Origin of the sequence: Cognatiluteimonas telluris, assembly GCF_011320095.1 — a bacterium.
GTDB classification, from domain to species: domain Bacteria; phylum Pseudomonadota; class Gammaproteobacteria; order Xanthomonadales; family Xanthomonadaceae; genus Cognatiluteimonas; species Cognatiluteimonas telluris.
This window is the reverse complement of sequence record NZ_JAANOY010000015.1, coordinates 43,402-59,083: the sequence shown is the minus strand read 5'-3', so window position 1 is coordinate 59,083 and position 15,682 is coordinate 43,402. Positions and strand designations below refer to the sequence as shown.

18 protein-coding genes and 1 pseudogene are annotated in these 15,682 nt (G+C 68.0%); 16 read left to right on the top strand and 3 right to left on the bottom strand.

Features of this window, described 5'->3' with window-relative positions:
• Both G7B67_RS09025 and thpR read left to right on the top strand, forming a co-directional pair.
• A pseudogene (locus G7B67_RS09025) lies at positions 1–317 on the top strand (ABC transporter ATP-binding protein); the annotation flags it as partial.
• Positions 277–900, top strand: a complete 624-nt coding sequence (gene thpR, locus G7B67_RS09020) for an RNA 2',3'-cyclic phosphodiesterase (protein ID WP_166211128.1) — start codon at positions 277–279, stop codon at positions 898–900. The pseudogene G7B67_RS09025 and the gene thpR, both read left to right, overlap by 41 nt.
• A gap of 124 nt (positions 901–1,024) precedes the next feature.
• Here thpR and G7B67_RS09015 read toward each other — a convergent pair whose 3' ends face one another.
• Positions 1,025–1,270 carry a hypothetical protein gene (locus tag G7B67_RS09015; protein WP_166211125.1) on the bottom strand — a complete coding sequence of 82 codons (246 nt, stop codon included), beginning with the start codon at positions 1,268–1,270 and terminating at the stop codon, positions 1,025–1,027.
• A 100-nt stretch (positions 1,271–1,370) separates the two neighbouring features.
• On the opposite strand from G7B67_RS09015, the gene G7B67_RS09010 reads away from it, so the two are divergent.
• The 12 genes from G7B67_RS09010 (at position 1,371) to ligD (ending at position 11,133) form a co-directional block, all read left to right on the top strand.
• On the top strand, positions 1,371–2,207 hold the full coding sequence (locus G7B67_RS09010; protein ID WP_166211122.1) for a DUF72 domain-containing protein: 837 nt from the start codon (positions 1,371–1,373) through the stop codon (positions 2,205–2,207).
• A 163-nt stretch (positions 2,208–2,370) separates the two neighbouring features.
• Positions 2,371–3,033, top strand: a complete 663-nt coding sequence (locus G7B67_RS09005) for a glutathione S-transferase family protein (protein WP_279303990.1) — start codon at positions 2,371–2,373, stop codon at positions 3,031–3,033.
• Positions 3,034–3,073: 40 nt separating this feature from the next.
• Positions 3,074–3,679, top strand: coding sequence for a rhomboid family intramembrane serine protease (locus G7B67_RS09000; protein WP_166211119.1), 606 nt, complete (start codon positions 3,074–3,076; stop codon positions 3,677–3,679).
• A gap of 98 nt (positions 3,680–3,777) precedes the next feature.
• Entirely contained in the window at positions 3,778–4,668 is an 891-nt protein-coding gene (locus G7B67_RS13310; protein ID WP_207780899.1) for a histone H1-like repetitive region-containing protein, read from the top strand.
• 28 nt (positions 4,669–4,696) lie between these two features.
• On the top strand, positions 4,697–4,981 hold the full coding sequence (locus tag G7B67_RS08990; RefSeq protein ID WP_166211116.1) for a GNAT family N-acetyltransferase: 285 nt from the start codon (positions 4,697–4,699) through the stop codon (positions 4,979–4,981).
• Positions 4,982–5,101: 120 nt separating this feature from the next.
• The gene (locus G7B67_RS08985) at positions 5,102–5,815 is read left to right on the top strand and encodes a pseudouridine synthase (protein WP_243412311.1); all 714 of its coding nucleotides are present in this window, start codon (positions 5,102–5,104) and stop codon (positions 5,813–5,815) included.
• 488 nt (positions 5,816–6,303) lie between these two features.
• The gene (locus G7B67_RS08980; RefSeq protein WP_159015699.1) at positions 6,304–6,513 is read left to right on the top strand and encodes a cold-shock protein; all 210 of its coding nucleotides are present in this window, start codon (positions 6,304–6,306) and stop codon (positions 6,511–6,513) included.
• Positions 6,514–6,762: 249 nt separating this feature from the next.
• The gene (locus G7B67_RS08975) at positions 6,763–7,572 is read left to right on the top strand and encodes a DUF3298 and DUF4163 domain-containing protein (protein WP_166211137.1); all 810 of its coding nucleotides are present in this window, start codon (positions 6,763–6,765) and stop codon (positions 7,570–7,572) included.
• 16 nt (positions 7,573–7,588) lie between these two features.
• Positions 7,589–8,731: a cyclopropane fatty acyl phospholipid synthase gene (gene cfa / locus G7B67_RS08970; protein WP_166211110.1), complete on the top strand. Its 1,143-nt coding sequence runs from the start codon at positions 7,589–7,591 to the stop codon at positions 8,729–8,731.
• Positions 8,732–8,836: 105 nt separating this feature from the next.
• Positions 8,837–9,112: a hypothetical protein gene (locus G7B67_RS08965; protein WP_166211107.1), complete on the top strand. Its 276-nt coding sequence runs from the start codon at positions 8,837–8,839 to the stop codon at positions 9,110–9,112.
• A gap of 170 nt (positions 9,113–9,282) precedes the next feature.
• Positions 9,283–10,206 carry a non-homologous end joining protein Ku gene (gene ku / locus G7B67_RS08960; RefSeq protein WP_166211104.1) on the top strand — a complete coding sequence of 308 codons (924 nt, stop codon included), beginning with the start codon at positions 9,283–9,285 and terminating at the stop codon, positions 10,204–10,206.
• 6 nt (positions 10,207–10,212) lie between these two features.
• Positions 10,213–11,133 carry a non-homologous end-joining DNA ligase gene (ligD, locus tag G7B67_RS08955; protein WP_166211099.1) on the top strand — a complete coding sequence of 307 codons (921 nt, stop codon included), beginning with the start codon at positions 10,213–10,215 and terminating at the stop codon, positions 11,131–11,133.
• A gap of 55 nt (positions 11,134–11,188) precedes the next feature.
• Here ligD and G7B67_RS08950 read toward each other — a convergent pair whose 3' ends face one another.
• Positions 11,189–13,399, bottom strand: a complete 2,211-nt coding sequence (locus G7B67_RS08950; RefSeq protein ID WP_166211096.1) for a M3 family metallopeptidase — start codon at positions 13,397–13,399, stop codon at positions 11,189–11,191.
• A 190-nt stretch (positions 13,400–13,589) separates the two neighbouring features.
• Between G7B67_RS08950 and G7B67_RS08945 the strand changes: the two genes are divergently transcribed.
• Entirely contained in the window at positions 13,590–14,018 is a 429-nt protein-coding gene (locus G7B67_RS08945; RefSeq protein WP_207780898.1) for a CBS domain-containing protein, read from the top strand.
• 106 nt (positions 14,019–14,124) lie between these two features.
• On the opposite strand, the gene G7B67_RS08940 is transcribed toward G7B67_RS08945, so the two are convergent.
• On the bottom strand, positions 14,125–15,021 hold the full coding sequence (locus tag G7B67_RS08940; protein ID WP_166211093.1) for a MerR family transcriptional regulator: 897 nt from the start codon (positions 15,019–15,021) through the stop codon (positions 14,125–14,127).
• Between the two features lie 103 nt (positions 15,022–15,124).
• On the opposite strand from G7B67_RS08940, the gene G7B67_RS08935 reads away from it, so the two are divergent.
• Positions 15,125–15,676, top strand: a complete 552-nt coding sequence (locus G7B67_RS08935; protein ID WP_166211090.1) for a fasciclin domain-containing protein — start codon at positions 15,125–15,127, stop codon at positions 15,674–15,676.
• Positions 15,677–15,682: the final 6 nt, after the last annotated feature.

Here is a 15,682-nt window from a genome sequence, read left to right as displayed (position 1 = left end):
AGCGTCCGCAGGGCAGGGCGGCTCCGCTGGCGGCCAGGGGCGGTGCGACCGCGCGGCCGGCACCGGCGTCGGGCGAGCCATCGCCGGCGGCGGCGCGCCGCAAGCGCGGCTACAAGGAAACCCGCGAACTGGAGCAGTTGCCGCTGCGGATCGAAGCACTCGAGCAGCAGGTCGCGACGCTGACCGGCCAGATGGCGGACCCGGCGTTTTACCAACGCGATGGCGCGGCGATCACCGCGCACCACCAGGCGATCGCCACCGCGCAGGCCGAACTGGATGCGGCGTACGCGCGCTGGTCCGAACTCGAATCCGACTAGGGTCGGCGGCGCCATGGCCGCCAAGCCTTCGACCGAGCGCCTGTTCTTTGCCCTGTGGCCGGATGATGCGGTTCGGGCGCGGATCGCCGGCAACGCCGCCCGACTCCAGGGAGGCAGCAATCCCGCTGCCCGCATGGTCGCGGCGGCGCGTTACCACCTGACGCTGCAGTTCATCGGCACGTACGCGCCTTTGCCGTCCGCCCTGGTTGAAAAGGCGATCGCGGCTGGCGACGCGCAGGACGCCGGCGCATTCGAACTGGTGCTGGATCGATTTGGCAGCTTCGGACACGACCGGGTCGCATGGGCGGGTCCCTCGCGGGTTCCTGGTGCCCTGGCGGCACTCGTCGAAGGCCTGGGGAGATCGCTGTTGGCCTGCAACACGATCGCAAGCGCTACCCCGGGGTCGTTCGTCCCCCATGTCACGCTCGGGCGCCAGCTGGCGGTGCCGAAGGCGGCCGCGATCGAGCCGGTGCCGTGGACCGTTGGTGCCTTTTCATTGTTCGCCAGCGGCGGAGCGGACGTGGGCTACCGGAGCCTCGCGCAGTGGAGCCTGCGGTCGCTTCATCGGCGTCCTCCACGGTAGCGGTTCCCGCCATGAATTAGTTCGCCGGAACTTGCCTGGCAACAGCCTTCACGGCCGGTGCGAATGCGCAACGCCGATGGCCCCGGAACTGGCGACGCCAATGACGACAGGCCAACGACCGCGATCAATCGCGAATCGTGAATTCCGGGTTTTCATTGAGCGATCCGTCGGCTTCGAGCACCGCGTAGCGCTTGCGGTCACCGTCGATCACCACGGGTACCGATGGCTGGAACAACGGTCGCCGCACGAATTTCAGCGACCAGCCGAACTGTTCCAGTTCGGTCAGCGTCATGCGCTGGTCCTCGTTGAGCAACGCCCGCAAGCGCGCGGCGTTTTCCATATCCGCGCTGCGTCGGTCCTGTTCGGTCATGGCGGCCCCCCTGCCGTCAGCCCAAATCCCCGCCGCGAGCATAGGGGCGGCAGCCGCATCCGTCCACCCGCGACGGCGTGTTCACCCTCCGGCGCCAAGGATGGTGCTTCGGCCGAGGACCTCCGCCATTCCCGTTCGCACGCGCACATCCGCAACCGTATCGTCGATCCGCATCGGCTGCGCCAGCTGGTCGATACCGTCCCGGCACCGGGCGCTGTTCGGTTCCGAAGGCAGCCACCTTGCGCGCTATGCGACGCGTTTCAACGTCGCGGAAATCAATTCCTCGTTCTATCGCGCCCATGCGGCGGCGACGTATGCGCGCTGGGCAGCGTCGGTGCCCGGGGATTTCCGCTTCTCGGTGAAGCTGCCGCGCGCGGTGACCCACGACGCGCGCCTGCAGGGCGTCGGTCCGCTGCTGTCGCGTTTTTCCGACGAGGTCGACGGACTTCAAACGCGCCTGGGCGGCGTGCTGGTGCAGCTGCCGCCGAGCCTGGCCTTCGATGCCCGCCGTGCGGACACCTTCTTTGCGATGCTGCGCAGGCGGTTTGCCTGCGGATTGGCGTGCGAGCCGCGGCATGCGAGCTGGTTCGAGCCGCGCGTGGCGGCGCTCTGGGCCCGCTACCAGGTGACTCGGGTGGCGGCTGATCCGGCGCGGCTGGAGGCGGCGACGGTGCCCGCGGGTGCCGGCCATTGGCGTTACTGGCGTTGGCACGGATCGCCGCGGATGTATTACGACAGCTACGGCGATGCACGCCTGCAGGCCCTCGCGCAGGGGCTGCTGGCCGACGCCGCAACAGGACGCGAGCCCTGGTGCATCTTCGACAACACCGCCGCCGGTCACGCGATGGGCGACGCCGCACGCCTGCAGGGCATGCTCGCTGCCCGGCAAGCGGGCGTTCCATGCGCCGAAATCGGGAAGCGACGCCGCAGGACCTGAGGTCGCTGTCGGCAATGCGCCGTGAATGCCGCCGCCGTGGGCCTCGGAGTCATCGCAAGGCGCACGAGGCCATGCAAGGTCGACCGCGCCCGGAGCGTCCCGCGCTGAAGGCAGCCGCGTTTGCTTCTAGACTCGCGGTCCTGCCTGCCGATGGAGCCCTCCCTTGGACACGCCGCTTTCGGACGCCAATGGCGTCGATTGCCTGTACTACGCGCCCGGCGCGGCCAGCATGCTGGTGCACTGGCTGTTGATCGAACTCGACGTTCCCCACCAGTTGCAGCGGGTCGATACCGCGGCCGGCGCGCAGAAGACGCCCGAATACCTTGCCCTCAACCCCAATGGTGTCGTGCCCACGCTGGTGACCGGCGGCACGCCGATGTACGAGGCCGCGGCGCTGGCGATGACGCTGGCCGACCGCCATCCGCAGGCGGGCCTGGCCCCGGCTCCGGGGAGCGCGCTGCGACCGCAGTACACGCAATGGATGTTCCACCTGGCCAACGCCGTGCAACCGCTGTTCCGGCTGTGGTGGTATCCGCAGGAAGCCGCCGGTGCGGCGCAGGCCGACGCCGTGCTCGCGCATACCGCGCCGCGGATCGAGGCGGCATGGTCGCGGATCGATGCGCAGCTGGCGGCACGTGGCCCGTACCTGCTTGGCGAGGAGGTATCCACGCCGGACTTCTACCTCACCATGTTGATGCGCTGGTCGCGCGCGATGCCCAGGCCGGCGACGGACTGGCCAGCACTGGCGCAGCTTGCGCAGGCCATGCGCGCACGGCCGTCGTTCCGCACGCTTTACCAGCGCGAGGGCCTGGAAGAATGGGCATGAGCAACCTGATGCGGATGCGCGCCCCGCGAAGGGCGGCTGCATGGTGACGCTCGCCCTGATCGCGATCACGGTGCTGGTCTCGTGGATGGCCTTCGGCAATCCGCGCCTGCTCGACCGCCTGATCCTGTGGCCGCCGGCAATCCAGCGCCACCACCAGTACGACCGGCTGGTGACGCACGGTTTCATCCATGCCGACCTGCAGCACCTGCTGTTCAACATGATCACGCTGTACTTCTTCGGGCGCCTGATCGAAGGCTTCTTCGCCCAGTACATCGGCCACGTCGGCTTTGCGTTGTTCTACCTGTCGGCGCTGGTGGTCGCGATCCTGCCGACCTACCTGAACCACCGCAATGACGCCGGCTATCGCAGCCTGGGCGCTTCCGGCGCGGTGTCGGCGGTGTTGTTCGCCTTCATCCTGCTGCGGCCGTGGTCGCTGATCTACGTGTTCTTCCTGCCGCTGCCGGCGATCGTCTACGGCGTCATGTACGCGGGCTATTCGATCTGGATGGACCGGCAGGGGCACGACAACGTCAACCACAGCGCACACCTCTGGGGCGCGGCCTACGGCGTGCTGTTCACCCTGCTGCTCGAGCCACGCGTGGGACCGGCGTTCCTGCAAGGCCTGTTCTCGCCCTCGTTCGGTTGATCGTAGCGAGCGCCGGCGCTCACCTGGCCTGCATGCCTCCGGTGCTATCGAGGGCGGGCCGCCATCGGCGGCGCGATCATTTCCGACGGGAGACACGCATGGCCACCACCAGTCCACGCTCCACCGCGGCGCGCCGCAAGACCGCGCGCAAGACCCCGGGCCGGGCGGACGCTGCGAAGAAGACCGTCGCGAAGAAGACCGTCGCGAAGAAGGCGGTCGCGAAGAAGGCGGTCGCGAAGAAGGCGGTCGCCAAGAAGGCGGTCGCCAAGAAGGCGGTCGCCAAGAAGGCGGTCGCCAAGAAGGCGGTCGCCAAGAAGGCGGTCGCGAAGAAGGCGGTCGCGAAGAAGGCCGTCGCCAGGAAGGGTGTCTCGAAGAACACCCTGGCACAGCGGGTCAACGCGGCGAAGACGGATACAGCCGTTGCGACAAAACCGGCTGTCATGAAGAAGCCGACCCCCGTGACCCCGCCATCCGGAACCGCGAGCAGGCGCCCGGCAGCCGGCACGCGGACGGCGTCCACGGCTAGCAGGGCGACCGGGAAACCGGCAGCCGGGGGCCGCATAGCCAACACCTCCGCTGCAGCGACGTCCCGCAACGACGCCAGCGCTGGCGTCGCGACCGCGAAGAAGGCCGCGCCGGGCCGTGAATCCGCCACTGATCAGGCCGCGACGGGCAGCGCCACCGGCGGCGACGGCAAGCGGCGCCCGGCTGCCGCCAGCGCGGCGGGGCGCGCTGCGATCACTCCCCAGGAAGCGTTGGACAACACACGGCAGCTGCTGGCGGCCAAGCAGGCCAAGGCACGCCGCGCGCCGCCCTGGCAGGAACACGACGGCTCGCATGCCGGCGCCGCGCCGAAGCCGGGCTTCGAATCGGAGTCCGCCCGCGAGCAGGTGCAGGAGCTGCACCAGGAGGAGATGCGCCTGAGCGCGAATCAGGGCAGCATCAGCACCCGCGACCGCCACGAGCAGGGCAAGCGCGACAACCGTTAGACCGGCAGGGCCGGAAGGATGACCTGGGATGCGGGAGGGACTCGACATCCGTCACGATGCGGCGCAGCAGCGCTTCGAGACGACCGTGGACGGCGTGCGCGCCGAGCTCGACTACGAACAGCGCGGTGACGTCCTCAGCCTGACCCACACCGGCGTGCCCGCGGCGATCGGTGGCAGGGGCGTGGCGGGCGCGCTGGTGCGCAGCGCGCTGGAGTACGCGCGCTCCAAGGGGCTGAAGGTGGTGCCGTCGTGTGCCTATGCCGCCCGCTATATCGAACGCCATCCGCAGTACCAGGACCTGTTGACCTCGTAAGCCGACTTCGGGCCCCGGGGCGCTGGCTGCACCCGCAGCCGGCGTGGATCGCCCGCCTATGGCAGCATGCGTCTCCCCGCGCTGGCGCCATCGGCGGCGCGCACCGCATCGAAACTTCCCATGCGCCTGAACAAGCACATCAGCGACGCCGGCACCTGCTCGCGGCGCGAAGCCGACCGCCTGATCGCCGAAGGCCGGGTCACCGTCAACGGTCTGCGCGCCCGGATCGGTTCGGAGGTGGGCGAGGGCGATGAGGTCCGCATCGACGGCCAGGCGTTGAAACCGCGCACGGCCGCCAAGGGCCAGCGCCGCCATGTCTATATCGCGCTCAACAAGCCGGTCGGCATCACCTGCACGACGGACACCGCGATCAAGGACAACATCGTCGACTTCGTCGGCCACCAGCAGCGGATCTTCCCGATCGGGCGGCTGGACAAGGATTCCGAAGGCCTGATCCTGCTGACCAGCAACGGCGACATCGTCAATGCGATCCTGCGCGCCGAAAACAAGCTGGAGAAGGAGTACCTGGTGGCCGTCAACCACCGGGTGACCGACGAGTTCCTGCGCGGCATGGGCCGCGGCGTGCCGGTGCACGGGGAAACCACGCTGCCGTGCAAGGTCGGCAAGCTGGGCCCGTTCGGGTTTCGCATCGTGCTGGTGCAGGGCCTGAACCGGCAGATCCGGCTGATGGCCGCCCATTTCCGCTACCGGGTGAAGCAACTGGTGCGGGTCAGGATCGGCAACGTCAAACTCGGCCATCTCAAGCCCGGCGGCTGGCGCAACCTCACCGACGTCGAACTGCGCGGCCTGCTGCCGCGGCAGGAAGACTGGTAGCAGCCCGCGCGCCGGAAGCGGCGTTCACCCCGGGTGCGGCCTCCGGCCTGACCCGGGCCACGCTCCAGCGACTGGATGAACGTAGTTCGGGCAAGCGCAGCGCACCCGGGATCGCGGCCCAGCAGGGTTCGGACCCGAAAGCGCGATACAGCGCCCATCGCAACCTGCGCCCGTCCGGCGCCGGGACGGGCCCCGAACGCGCCCCAAGGCCATGCTGCAATGCGGCGAAAGCGGCCGTGCAGACCTGTTCACACTTGCCCGGCAAAGTAAGGTATGGTGCGCGCACTGTTCAAAGCCGGGATCACGGTACATCGTGGCTCCGATGCGGTAGATCACCAGTTTTACGCTGGTGGGGCTTGATCAAAAAAGCACCACTGGCGGACGATCCGCTACATCGCTCTCGTGTGTTTGACCCCTTGGCCGACAGTCCGGTACGCATCGAACGATGCGGCCGTGTACACCAAAACCTCGTTTCAAGGAGTTTCAAAATGTCGGATCGTCAGACCGGTACCGTCAAGTGGTTCAACGACGCCAAGGGCTTCGGCTTCATCACCCCGGAAAGCGGCGCGGACCTGTTCGTCCACTTCCGTTCGATCCAGGGCAGCGGCTTCAAGTCGCTCCAGGAAGGCCAGAAGGTGTCGTTCAAGGTCGTGCAGGGCCAGAAGGGCCTGCAGGCCGATGAAGTCCAGGCCATGTAATTGACGCGGCGGCCTTCGGGTCGCTGCATCGATACAGCCGGTACATCAGCAACACGGGAAACCCGGCTTCGGCCGGGTTTTTCTTTGGCCGCGCCAACTGATCCGCCCCGCAGCGCACGGCAGGTTCCAGCGCCATGCGCCGCCGCGTGATCCGGGCATCACGCCGCCCTCGCTATCGTGACTGCGGTCGAGTCGGGAAAGGAACCCGCCGTGCTTCGCCCATGTCTTCACCTGCCGGCCCGCGTGCTGGTGTCCTGCCTGCTGGCCTCGTTCGCGCTGGCGACGACCCTGGCCGCCTGCAAGCGCGATGCGGCCCCGCCACGCGCGGCAACGACGCCGTCTTCCCCCAACGCCGCCGGCCCCGCCGCGACGCCACTGCTGCACGACGTCATCGAGCGCGACCCGCGCTACATGATCGGCATCAGCTATCCGCCGATCGCCAACCGCCATCCGGGATTGGCGCGCGCCTTGCAGCGCTATGCCGATGCCGCGCGTGCCGAACTGATGCAGGCGGTGGCGGGCATCGGCAACGAGAAACCCGCGGCGCCCTACGACCTGTCGCTGGCCTTCACCCAGCTGGCGGCTACGCCAGACCTGATCGCGATCGCCGCCGACGGCAGCAGCTACACCGGCGGTGCCCACGGCAATCCGCTGGTGGCGCGGTTCGTCTGGCTGCCGAAGGCCGATCGCGCCCTCACGATCACCGACCTGGTGCCCGATCGCGCGGCTTGGGCCGATATCGCGCGCCAGGTGCGCGTGCAGCTGCATGCGGCGCTGGCGCAACGCGTGGACGCCGACGCACTACCGCCCGCCGAGCGCGCGGACGTGATGCGCGACGCCGGGCACATGATAGACGAGGGCACCGGACCCGATCCGGCCAACTTCTCGCAGTTCGAACCGGTGCTGGGCGCCGACGGCCGCATCGTCGCCCTGCGTTTCGTCTTCGCGCCCTACCAGGTCGGGCCGTATGCCGACGGCACCCAGACGGTGGACCTGCCCGCAGACGTGTTGCTGCCGCACATCGCGCCTGCCTGGCGCGGCCTGTTCGCCGGCGGCTGAGCACCGGAGCGCGGGGATGCCGGCGTTGATCCGAAAACGCGTGCTGGGGCTGTTTGAACTGGCAGGCGTGCATCCCGGAGGGGCGGATCCCTGGGACCCGCGCATCCACGACGAGCGCTTCCATGCACGCGTGCTGTCGCAGGGTTCGCTCGGCCTGGGCGAGTCGTACATGGAAGGCTGGTGGGACGTGGACTCCCTCGATGGCCTGCTCACGCGGCTGATCGGCGCGCGGCTGGACAAGCGCGTGCCCGGGTGGCTGTCGTTGCTGGACGACCTGCGCGCCTGGCTGCTCAATCTGCAGACGGCGCGCCGCGCACGCGTCGTCGGCAAGCGCCACTACGACATCGGCAACGACCTGTTCCAGCGCATGCTCGGCCGTCGCCTGGTGTACAGCTGCGCCTATTGGCGACAGGCCGATGACCTGGACGCCGCGCAGGAAGCCAAGCTTGACCTGGTCTGCCGCAAGCTCGGCCTGCGCCCGGGCATGCGCGTGCTCGACATCGGCTGCGGCTGGGGCGAGGCGCTGCAGTACGCGGCGCAGCGCTACGGCATCACCGGCGTGGGCGTCACCATCTCGCGCGCGCAGGCCAGGTACGCACGCAGGCTGTGCGACGGATTGCCGATCGACATCCGCCTGCAGGATTACCGCGAGCTGGATGGTTTGTCGGCCGACAGCCGCTTCGACCGCGTGTTCTCGATCGGCATGTTCGAGCACGTCGGCGTGCGCAACTACGACACGTTCTTCGATGTCGCCCGGCGCTGCCTGGTCGACGATCCTGCGACCGGCGGTGGCCTGTTCCTGCTGCACTGCATCGGCAGCAACCGATCGGTGACGCACACCGATCCGTGGATCGGCCGTTACATTTTCCCCAACTCGATGCTGCCATCGGCGGCGCAGATCGCGCGCGCGGTCGAAGGCCGGTTCGTGATCGAGGACTGGCACGGGTTCGGCGTGGACTACGACCGCACCCTGCAGGCCTGGCGCGACAACATCGAAGCCGCGTGGGGCGAGTTGCCCGATTACGACGAGCGATTCCGGCGCATGTGGCGCTTCTACCTGTGCGCCTCGATGGCGGTGTTCCGCACCCGCCGTGCCCAGCTCTGGCAGCTGGTGCTGTCCCCGCGCGGGGTGCCGGGCGGCTACGCGTCGGTCCGCTGAGCGGGGCGTGGGATGAATGCGCGGGGCCGGCGTCTTGCCGCCGCTTTCACATCGGGGCAACACCCCGGCTGTGTAAATGGCGCTTCGCGAACCCGGAGCTCCACGATGGTGATCCACCTGCACTCCAGCCAAGAACCCCACTGTTTCGACGAGGGCCGGACCCGCGCGCGCATCCTTGGCGAAGTGGCGACCGGCATGTACCCCGGTGCGCCGTGGGCGGCCATCGAAACCCAGGTCGCCGGCGAATGGCATGCCGTCCGCGGCACCTCGCCGCTGAAGTGGTCCGACGTCCGCCGCGAGGCGCACGCGGCCTGGCAGGTCGCCAAGCTCGAGCGCGAAGGCCATCTGTGCGACGACGCACCGGTGTTCAAGGCCGCCTGACGGTCCCTGTCCGCGTCATCCCTGCAGCGCCGCCGAAAGGCGGCGTTGCCGTTTGGTGGACTCCACGGCCGCGTCACGCCTGACCGCGATACTCATGGGCTCGCATGAACGCGAGTCGCGGCGCGGCCGCGACCTGCCGATGCGCTCGGCACGGCCCACGGAGGATCGCCATGGCACGTCCAGTCTGGTCAGGAACGCTGTCGTTCGGGCTGCTCAACATCCCGGTCTCGCTGATGTCCGGCGAGCGCCGCACCGACATTTCCTTCCGCATGCTCGATGCGCGCAACAACGCACCGATCAAGTACGAGCGGATCAACGCCGAGACCGGTGAAGAGGTTCCCTGGAAGGAGATCGTCAAGGCCTTCGAATACGACAAGGGCAGTTATGTCGTGCTCGAGCCGGAGGACATCAAGTCCGCCGCCCCGGAAAGCCATGATGCGATCGAGGTCGAAGGCTTCATCGATGCCGATGCCATCGGCCCACAGTATTTCGAGAAACCCTACGTGCTGGTGCCAGCCAAGAAGGCCGAGAAGGGGTACGTGCTGCTGCGCGAGGCGCTGCAGAAAACCGGCAAGATCGGCGTCGCGCGCGTCGTCATCCGCACCCGCGAGAGCCTGTGCGCGGTGATGCCGCAGGGGCATGCGCTGCTGCTGATGATGATGCGCTACCCGCAGGAACTGGTCGACGTCAACGAATACAACATTCCCGAAGGCGACCGTGCCGATTACCGGATCACGCCAAAGGAACTGGAGTTTTCCGAGCAGCTGATCGAAACCATGTCGACGAAGTGGAAGCCCGGTGACTACCAGGACGAATTCCGCGAGCGCCTGCAGAAGGTGATCAAGGAGCGGATGGAAGCGCACGGCGTCGTCAAGCGCCACGAAGAAGAGCACGAGGCGGGCGAGGGCGCGGCGACCAACGTCGTCGACTTCATGTCGCTGCTGCAGCAGAGCATCGAGCGCAACAAGCGCACGCCGGCGAAGAAGAAGGCGACGGAAGCCTCTTCCAAGGCTGCCAAAAAGCCGGCGCGCAAGGCTGCGAAGGCGCCGGCCAAGAAATCGGCGGCGAAGACCGCGCGCCGCAAGTCGGCCTGACCGGAGATGCGCACGACGACAACGACCCAGACCTCGGCAGGCCGGGTCCGCGGGCGCCGGCGGGAGCCGGCCACCCGGATCAGCAGCCCGGATCGGGTGGTGTACCCCGAACTTGGCATCACCAAGCAGCAGGTCGCCGCCTACTATCGCGCGGTCGCTTCGAAGCTGCTGCCTGAACTGGTGGACCGACCGCTGTCGGTCGTGCGCTGCCCGGATGGCATCGGCAAGTGCTTCTTCCAGAAGCACCACGCCGCGAAGCTGGGCGCAAGCGTACGTGCGATCCCGATCCGGGAGAAGGACGGCGGCGAGGAGGATTACCTCTATGTCGACGAAGGCGTGCTCAACCTGGTGCAGATGAACGTGCTTGAGTTGCATCCCTGGGGCGCGCGCATCGACGACGTCGAGCGGCCGGACCGGCTGGTCTTCGACCTGGATCCAGGCGAAGGCGTCGACTGGAAGACGATCATCGCCGCGGGCCGCGAGATCCGTGCGCGACTCGCCTCGCTGGGGATGGAAAGCTTCGCGCGACTGTCCGGTGGCAAGGGCCTGCACGTCGTGCTGCCGATCCGGCCGGGTCCCGATTGGGCGGAGGCCAAGGCCTTCTGCGAGCGTTTCGCCGATCGCATGGTGGAGCAGGCGCCCGAGCGCTACGTCGCCACGGCGTCCAAAGCCAAGCGCGAGGGCGTGATCTTCATCGACTGGCTGCGCAACAGCCGCGGCGCCACCAGCGTCGCCAGCTGGTCGTTGCGCGCGCGTCCCGAAGCGGGCGTGGCGATGCCGCTGGCGTGGAGCGAACTGGGCCGCACGCTGTCCGGCCACGACTATCCGCTGCCACGCGCATTGCGCCGTGCCGCGAGCCAGCGTGGCGACCCATGGATGGGTTGGACGAAAGCGGTGCGACAGAAGCTCGTGGCGCTCCCCGCCTGACGGGCGCGCAAAAAAAAGCCACCGGATTCCGGTGGCTTTTCTCGTGCATTGCCGATTACTGCTTCGGCGGCGTCTCGTTTGGCTGCGAATCCGGCTTCGTCGAATCGTCGGTGCCGGTAGTCAGTCCGCGACGCACCAGCAGCGGTTCGATGTACGGTTCGCGGCCGGTGTAGTCCTTGAAGATCTTCATCGCATCCTGGCTGCCGCCCTGCGACAGCAGCGTGTCGCGGAAGTGGTCGCCATTGGCGCGCGTCAGGCCGCCGTTCTGCTTGAACCATTCCACGCTGTCGGCCACCAGCACTTCCGACCAGATGTAGGCGTAGTAGCCGGCCGCGTAGCCGCCCATGATGTGGCTGAAGTAGGGCGTGCGGTAACGCGGGGGGACGGCGTAGAAGTCCACGCCGTCCTTTTTCAGCGCGGCGGCTTCGAACGGCATCACGCCCGCCGCATCAGGCACCTGGCCGGGGGTCAGCTGGTGCCAGCTCTGGTCGAGCATCGCCGCGCCGAGGTACTCGGTGGTGGTGAAGCCCTGGTTGAATTTCTGCGAGGCGATGACCTTGTCCAGCAGGTCCTTGGGGATCGGCGCGCCGGTCTTGTAATGCTTGGCGTAGTGCTCGAGCACCTGCGGCCAGTCGGCCCACATCTCGTTGACCTGCGAGGGATACTCGACGAAGTCGCGCGGCACGCTGGTACCGCTGAAGTAGGGGTACTCCACGTTCGAGAACATGCCGTGCAGCGCATGCCCGAATTCATGGAACATCGTCGTCGCCTCGTCCCAGGTCAGCAGCGTCGGCTGCCCGGCGGCGGGCTTGGGGATGTTGAGATGGTTGGCGACCACCGGCAGGAAGCCGGTCAGCGCCGACTGGTCGACATAGGAATTCATCCACGCGCCGCCCTGCTTGGACGGGCGCGCGTACATGTCGGAGATGAAGATCGCCAGCTGCTTGCCGTCCTTGTCGAAGACGTCGAACACGCGCACGTCCGGCTCGTACACCGGCAGGTCGTGGCGCTCCTTGAACGTCAGCCCGTACAGCTGGTTGGCGGCGTAGAAGACGCCGTTCTGCTGCACGTTGTCGAGTTCAAGGTAGGGCTTGAGCTGGGTCTCGTCGAAGTCGTAGCGCTGCTGGCGCACCTTCTCGGCGTAGTACGCCCAGTCCCACGGCTCGAGCTTGAACGTCGGCTGGCCCTTGGCGGCCTGCTCCTTGTCGATCAGCGCCTGCATGTCGGCCGCTTCGCGCTTGGCATTGGCGACCGCGGGTGGCGCGAGCTTGCCGAGCATGGCATTGACGGCTTCCGGGGTCTGCGCCGTCTGGTCTTCGAGGCTGTAGGCGGCGTAGTTCGGGTAGCCCAGCAGCTTCGCCTTCTCGGCGCGCAGCGACATCACCTGCGAGACGATGCCGGTGTTGTCGTACTGGTTGCCGCGGCTGCCGCGCGCGATCGAAGCGCGGTAGAGCTTTTCGCGCACCGCGCGATCCTGCAGGAAGGTTTCCGGCGGCTGGCCGGTGGTGTTCTGCAGGGTGATGACGTACTTGCCTTCCAGGCCGCGTTTCTTGGCTTCGGCCGCGGCGGCATCGATCTGCGCGTCGGTCAGGCCCGCGAGCTGCTCGCGGGTGTCCAGCACGATCGCCGAATCGTTGACCTCGGCCAGCACGTTCTGGCTGAACTTCGTGCCGAGGTCGGCGAGCTGGGCATTCATCGCCTTGAGCTTGACCTTGTCGGCGTCCGACAGCTGCGCGCCCGCGCGCACGAAGTCCTGGTAGTACTTCTCGACCAGGCGCGTTGACTGCGGATCCATGCCCGACGTCGCGCGCCCGTCGTACAGCGCCTTGATCCGCGCGAACAGCTTCGGGTTGAGGTTGATCGCATCGCGGTGCGCGGCGAACTTCGCCGAATACGCGGCCTCGATCTTGTCGCGGGTCGGATTGGTATCGGCACCGACGAGGTTGAAGAACACCGTCGCCGCGCGGGTCAGCGTGCGGCCGGATTTCTCCAGCGGGATGATGGTGTTGTCGAAGGTCGGCGCCGCCGGGTCGTTGGCGATCGCTTCGACTTCCTTGAGCTGCTCGGCCATGCCGCGGTCGAACGCGGGCGCGAAGTCGCTGTCGTGGATCTTGTCGAACTGCGGGTAATGCAGCGGCAGCGGGCTGTCGGCGAAGAACGGGTTGGCTTGGGTCTGCGATTGGTTCACGGGGGCATCTGCGGCTGAGGCGAAGGCGGGGGCGGCGGCCAGGGCCAGCGCAAGCGCCAGGGCAAGCGGGTGCTTCATCGGGACATCCCTTCAGGGTTGAACAGGCAGCCTAGCCGATGGCATGCGCGGCTGGCCTATGGCGAAAGGCACGGTCGCTGTGTTCCAGGTCCGGCAGCGTCCATGCCCAGGGAGGGCCGCGGCGTGCGATTCACTCTGTACCCACCGCGGTTGCGGCAGGGTGAGCGTTCGCCCGCAACCAGGAGCCGCCATGGATATCCGCTCGGTGATGACCGCCAACCCCGCCACCTGCACGCCCGACGCGACCTTGCGCCAGGTGGCGCAGATGATGAAACAGAACGACTGTGGACAGATTCCCGTGGTGGGCCAGGACCGCCAGCCGCTGGGCGTGATCACCGATCGCGACATCGCGATGCGCATGGTGGCCGAAGGCGGCGATCCGGCAAGCGCGACCGCCGGCGATTACATGACGGCGCCGGCGACGACCGTGTCCGACCAGTGCAGCCTCGACGACGTGGCCAAGGTCATGGAACGCGAACAGATCCGACGCGTGGTGGTGGTCGACGACCAGGGCAAGGTCGCGGGCATCGTCGCCCAGGCCGACATCGCGCTCGCCGGTCGCGACGGCAAGACGGCGGAGGTCGTCAAGCAGGTCTCCGAGCCGGGGCGCTCGCACTAGGCCTGGGCCAGGGCGTTCCGCGCGCGGTCGCGGCGCCCGTCGCAGGCGTCAGCAAATCCGCACGCGTCTGCAGTTCGCTGGCGCCGGCATTCACCGTAGCCGCGTGTCAGCCACCCGCACGCTGCCTGGCGAGCGCGCGCAGGCTCCTGAGCATGGCCTGCGGGTCTTCCACCGACCGGATCCGGGCTGACGCCAGTTCCTCGTCCAGGTACCGTGCGTTCGCGCCGCCAAGCCAGACCGGCACGCCCGGCGCCAATGCCGCCTGCAGTTCACGCAGATCGGCCAACGCCGGCGCAGCCTGCGATGGGTCGACCGAACTCAATGCGACGCCCAGGACATCCAGTCGGGCGGCGACGCGTGCGATCTCCATTGCCGGCAGCTCGGTGCCCAGGTAGAGGACGGGCAGGCCTGCTTCATGCACCTGCAGCGCGGCGCCGATCAATCCCAACTCGTGGCGCTCGCCGGGCAGCGTCGCGAACAGCACGCGTGGTCGTTGCTCGCGAGGCGGCGGGCTGAGCACCGTCAGCAGGCGCATGCGCATCAGGCTGCTGACCAGCCGTTCCTGCGCGACGGCGAGCCGGCCATCGGCCCAACGCAACCCCACTTCCTGCAGCAGTGGCCGGATGACGCGCGCCATGAGCACCGGCATGGGCAGGGTGGCGATCGCCACCGAGAGATCCCGGTCGAAGACATCGACGCGGTAGTCGGCGATCGCGTCGAGCATCTGCGAAGGCAGCGACTCCACCCCGCCGTAAGCCGTTTGCCGGCTGTCGTCCAGCAGGCGGTCGAGGGCGGCGTCGTCGAGCGCGGCCAGGTCGCGTATCGGGTGGCCGCGGTCGGTCAGGCGATGGAGCCTCGAAAGGCGTTCGACGGTCGGAGCGTCGTACAGCCGGCGTCCCTGCGCGTCGCGGATCGGGTGGATCGCGCCGTGCCGGCGCTCCCAGGCGCGCAGGGTCTCCGTGCTCAGTCCGGCGAGGGCGGCGGCCGCCTTGATGGGGTACATGGACGAATTGTACATGAGATGTACAACTATAGATTGTACATTTATTTAACAGCAGGCGCCGAATACTTCGCCTCGCCCCTCACATTCCTCTCGGAGTCCTGCGATGCCGTCCCGTATCCATCCATCCCGCCTTTCGCTGTTGGCTTTCGCCTTGGTTCTTGCGATCTCCGCGCCGCTCGCCCTGGCGGCGCCTGGTGGGGCGAAGAACAGCCAAGCCAAGGCCGCCGCCCCGGCACCCGTACAGGCCGACATCGTCGACACGGCGGTGCAGGCCGGGCAATTCAAGACGCTCGCCGCCGCACTGCAGGCCGCCGGCCTGGTCGACACCCTGAAGGGCAAGGGCCCGTTCACGGTGTTCGCTCCTACCGATGCGGCGTTTGCCGCGCTGCCGGCCGGCACGTTGGAGAGCCTGCTGAACCCGGAAAACCGCGACAAGCTGGTGGCGATCCTCACCTACCACGTCGTCCCCGCCCGGCTGGGCTCGGCCGACGTCTCCACGATGGACGCGGCCACCACGGTCCAGGGCGGCCGGCTCGCGATCGCCCGGTCCGGAGATGCATTGATGGTCAACGATGCCCACGTGGTCGGTGCCGACGTCATGGCCAGCAACGGCGTCATCCACGTGATCGACAAGGTCCTGATCCCCGGGGGCTGATCGCCC

Coding starts and splice junctions, on each gene's coding strand:
- G7B67_RS08950 (WP_166211096.1), bottom strand. CDS start 13,399: ATGAAGCACCCGCTTGCCCTGGCGCTTGCGCTGGCCCTGGCCGCCGCC.
- G7B67_RS08985 (WP_243412311.1), top strand. CDS start 5,102: ATGCGCCTGAACAAGCACATCAGCGACGCCGGCACCTGCTCGCGGCGC.
- G7B67_RS13310 (WP_207780899.1), top strand. CDS start 3,778: ATGGCCACCACCAGTCCACGCTCCACCGCGGCGCGCCGCAAGACCGCG.
- thpR (WP_166211128.1), top strand. CDS start 277: ATGCGGCGTACGCGCGCTGGTCCGAACTCGAATCCGACTAGGGTCGGC.
- G7B67_RS08945 (WP_207780898.1), top strand. CDS start 13,590: ATGGATATCCGCTCGGTGATGACCGCCAACCCCGCCACCTGCACGCCC.
- ligD (WP_166211099.1), top strand. CDS start 10,213: ATGCGCACGACGACAACGACCCAGACCTCGGCAGGCCGGGTCCGCGGG.
- G7B67_RS09010 (WP_166211122.1), top strand. CDS start 1,371: ATGGTGCTTCGGCCGAGGACCTCCGCCATTCCCGTTCGCACGCGCACA.
- G7B67_RS08965 (WP_166211107.1), top strand. CDS start 8,837: ATGGTGATCCACCTGCACTCCAGCCAAGAACCCCACTGTTTCGACGAG.
- G7B67_RS09015 (WP_166211125.1), bottom strand. CDS start 1,270: ATGACCGAACAGGACCGACGCAGCGCGGATATGGAAAACGCCGCGCGC.
- G7B67_RS08990 (WP_166211116.1), top strand. CDS start 4,697: ATGCGGGAGGGACTCGACATCCGTCACGATGCGGCGCAGCAGCGCTTC.
- G7B67_RS08940 (WP_166211093.1), bottom strand. CDS start 15,021: ATGTACCCCATCAAGGCGGCCGCCGCCCTCGCCGGACTGAGCACGGAG.
- cfa (WP_166211110.1), top strand. CDS start 7,589: ATGCCGGCGTTGATCCGAAAACGCGTGCTGGGGCTGTTTGAACTGGCA.
- G7B67_RS09000 (WP_166211119.1), top strand. CDS start 3,074: ATGGTGACGCTCGCCCTGATCGCGATCACGGTGCTGGTCTCGTGGATG.
- G7B67_RS08980 (WP_159015699.1), top strand. CDS start 6,304: ATGTCGGATCGTCAGACCGGTACCGTCAAGTGGTTCAACGACGCCAAG.
- ku (WP_166211104.1), top strand. CDS start 9,283: ATGGCACGTCCAGTCTGGTCAGGAACGCTGTCGTTCGGGCTGCTCAAC.
- G7B67_RS08935 (WP_166211090.1), top strand. CDS start 15,125: ATGCCGTCCCGTATCCATCCATCCCGCCTTTCGCTGTTGGCTTTCGCC.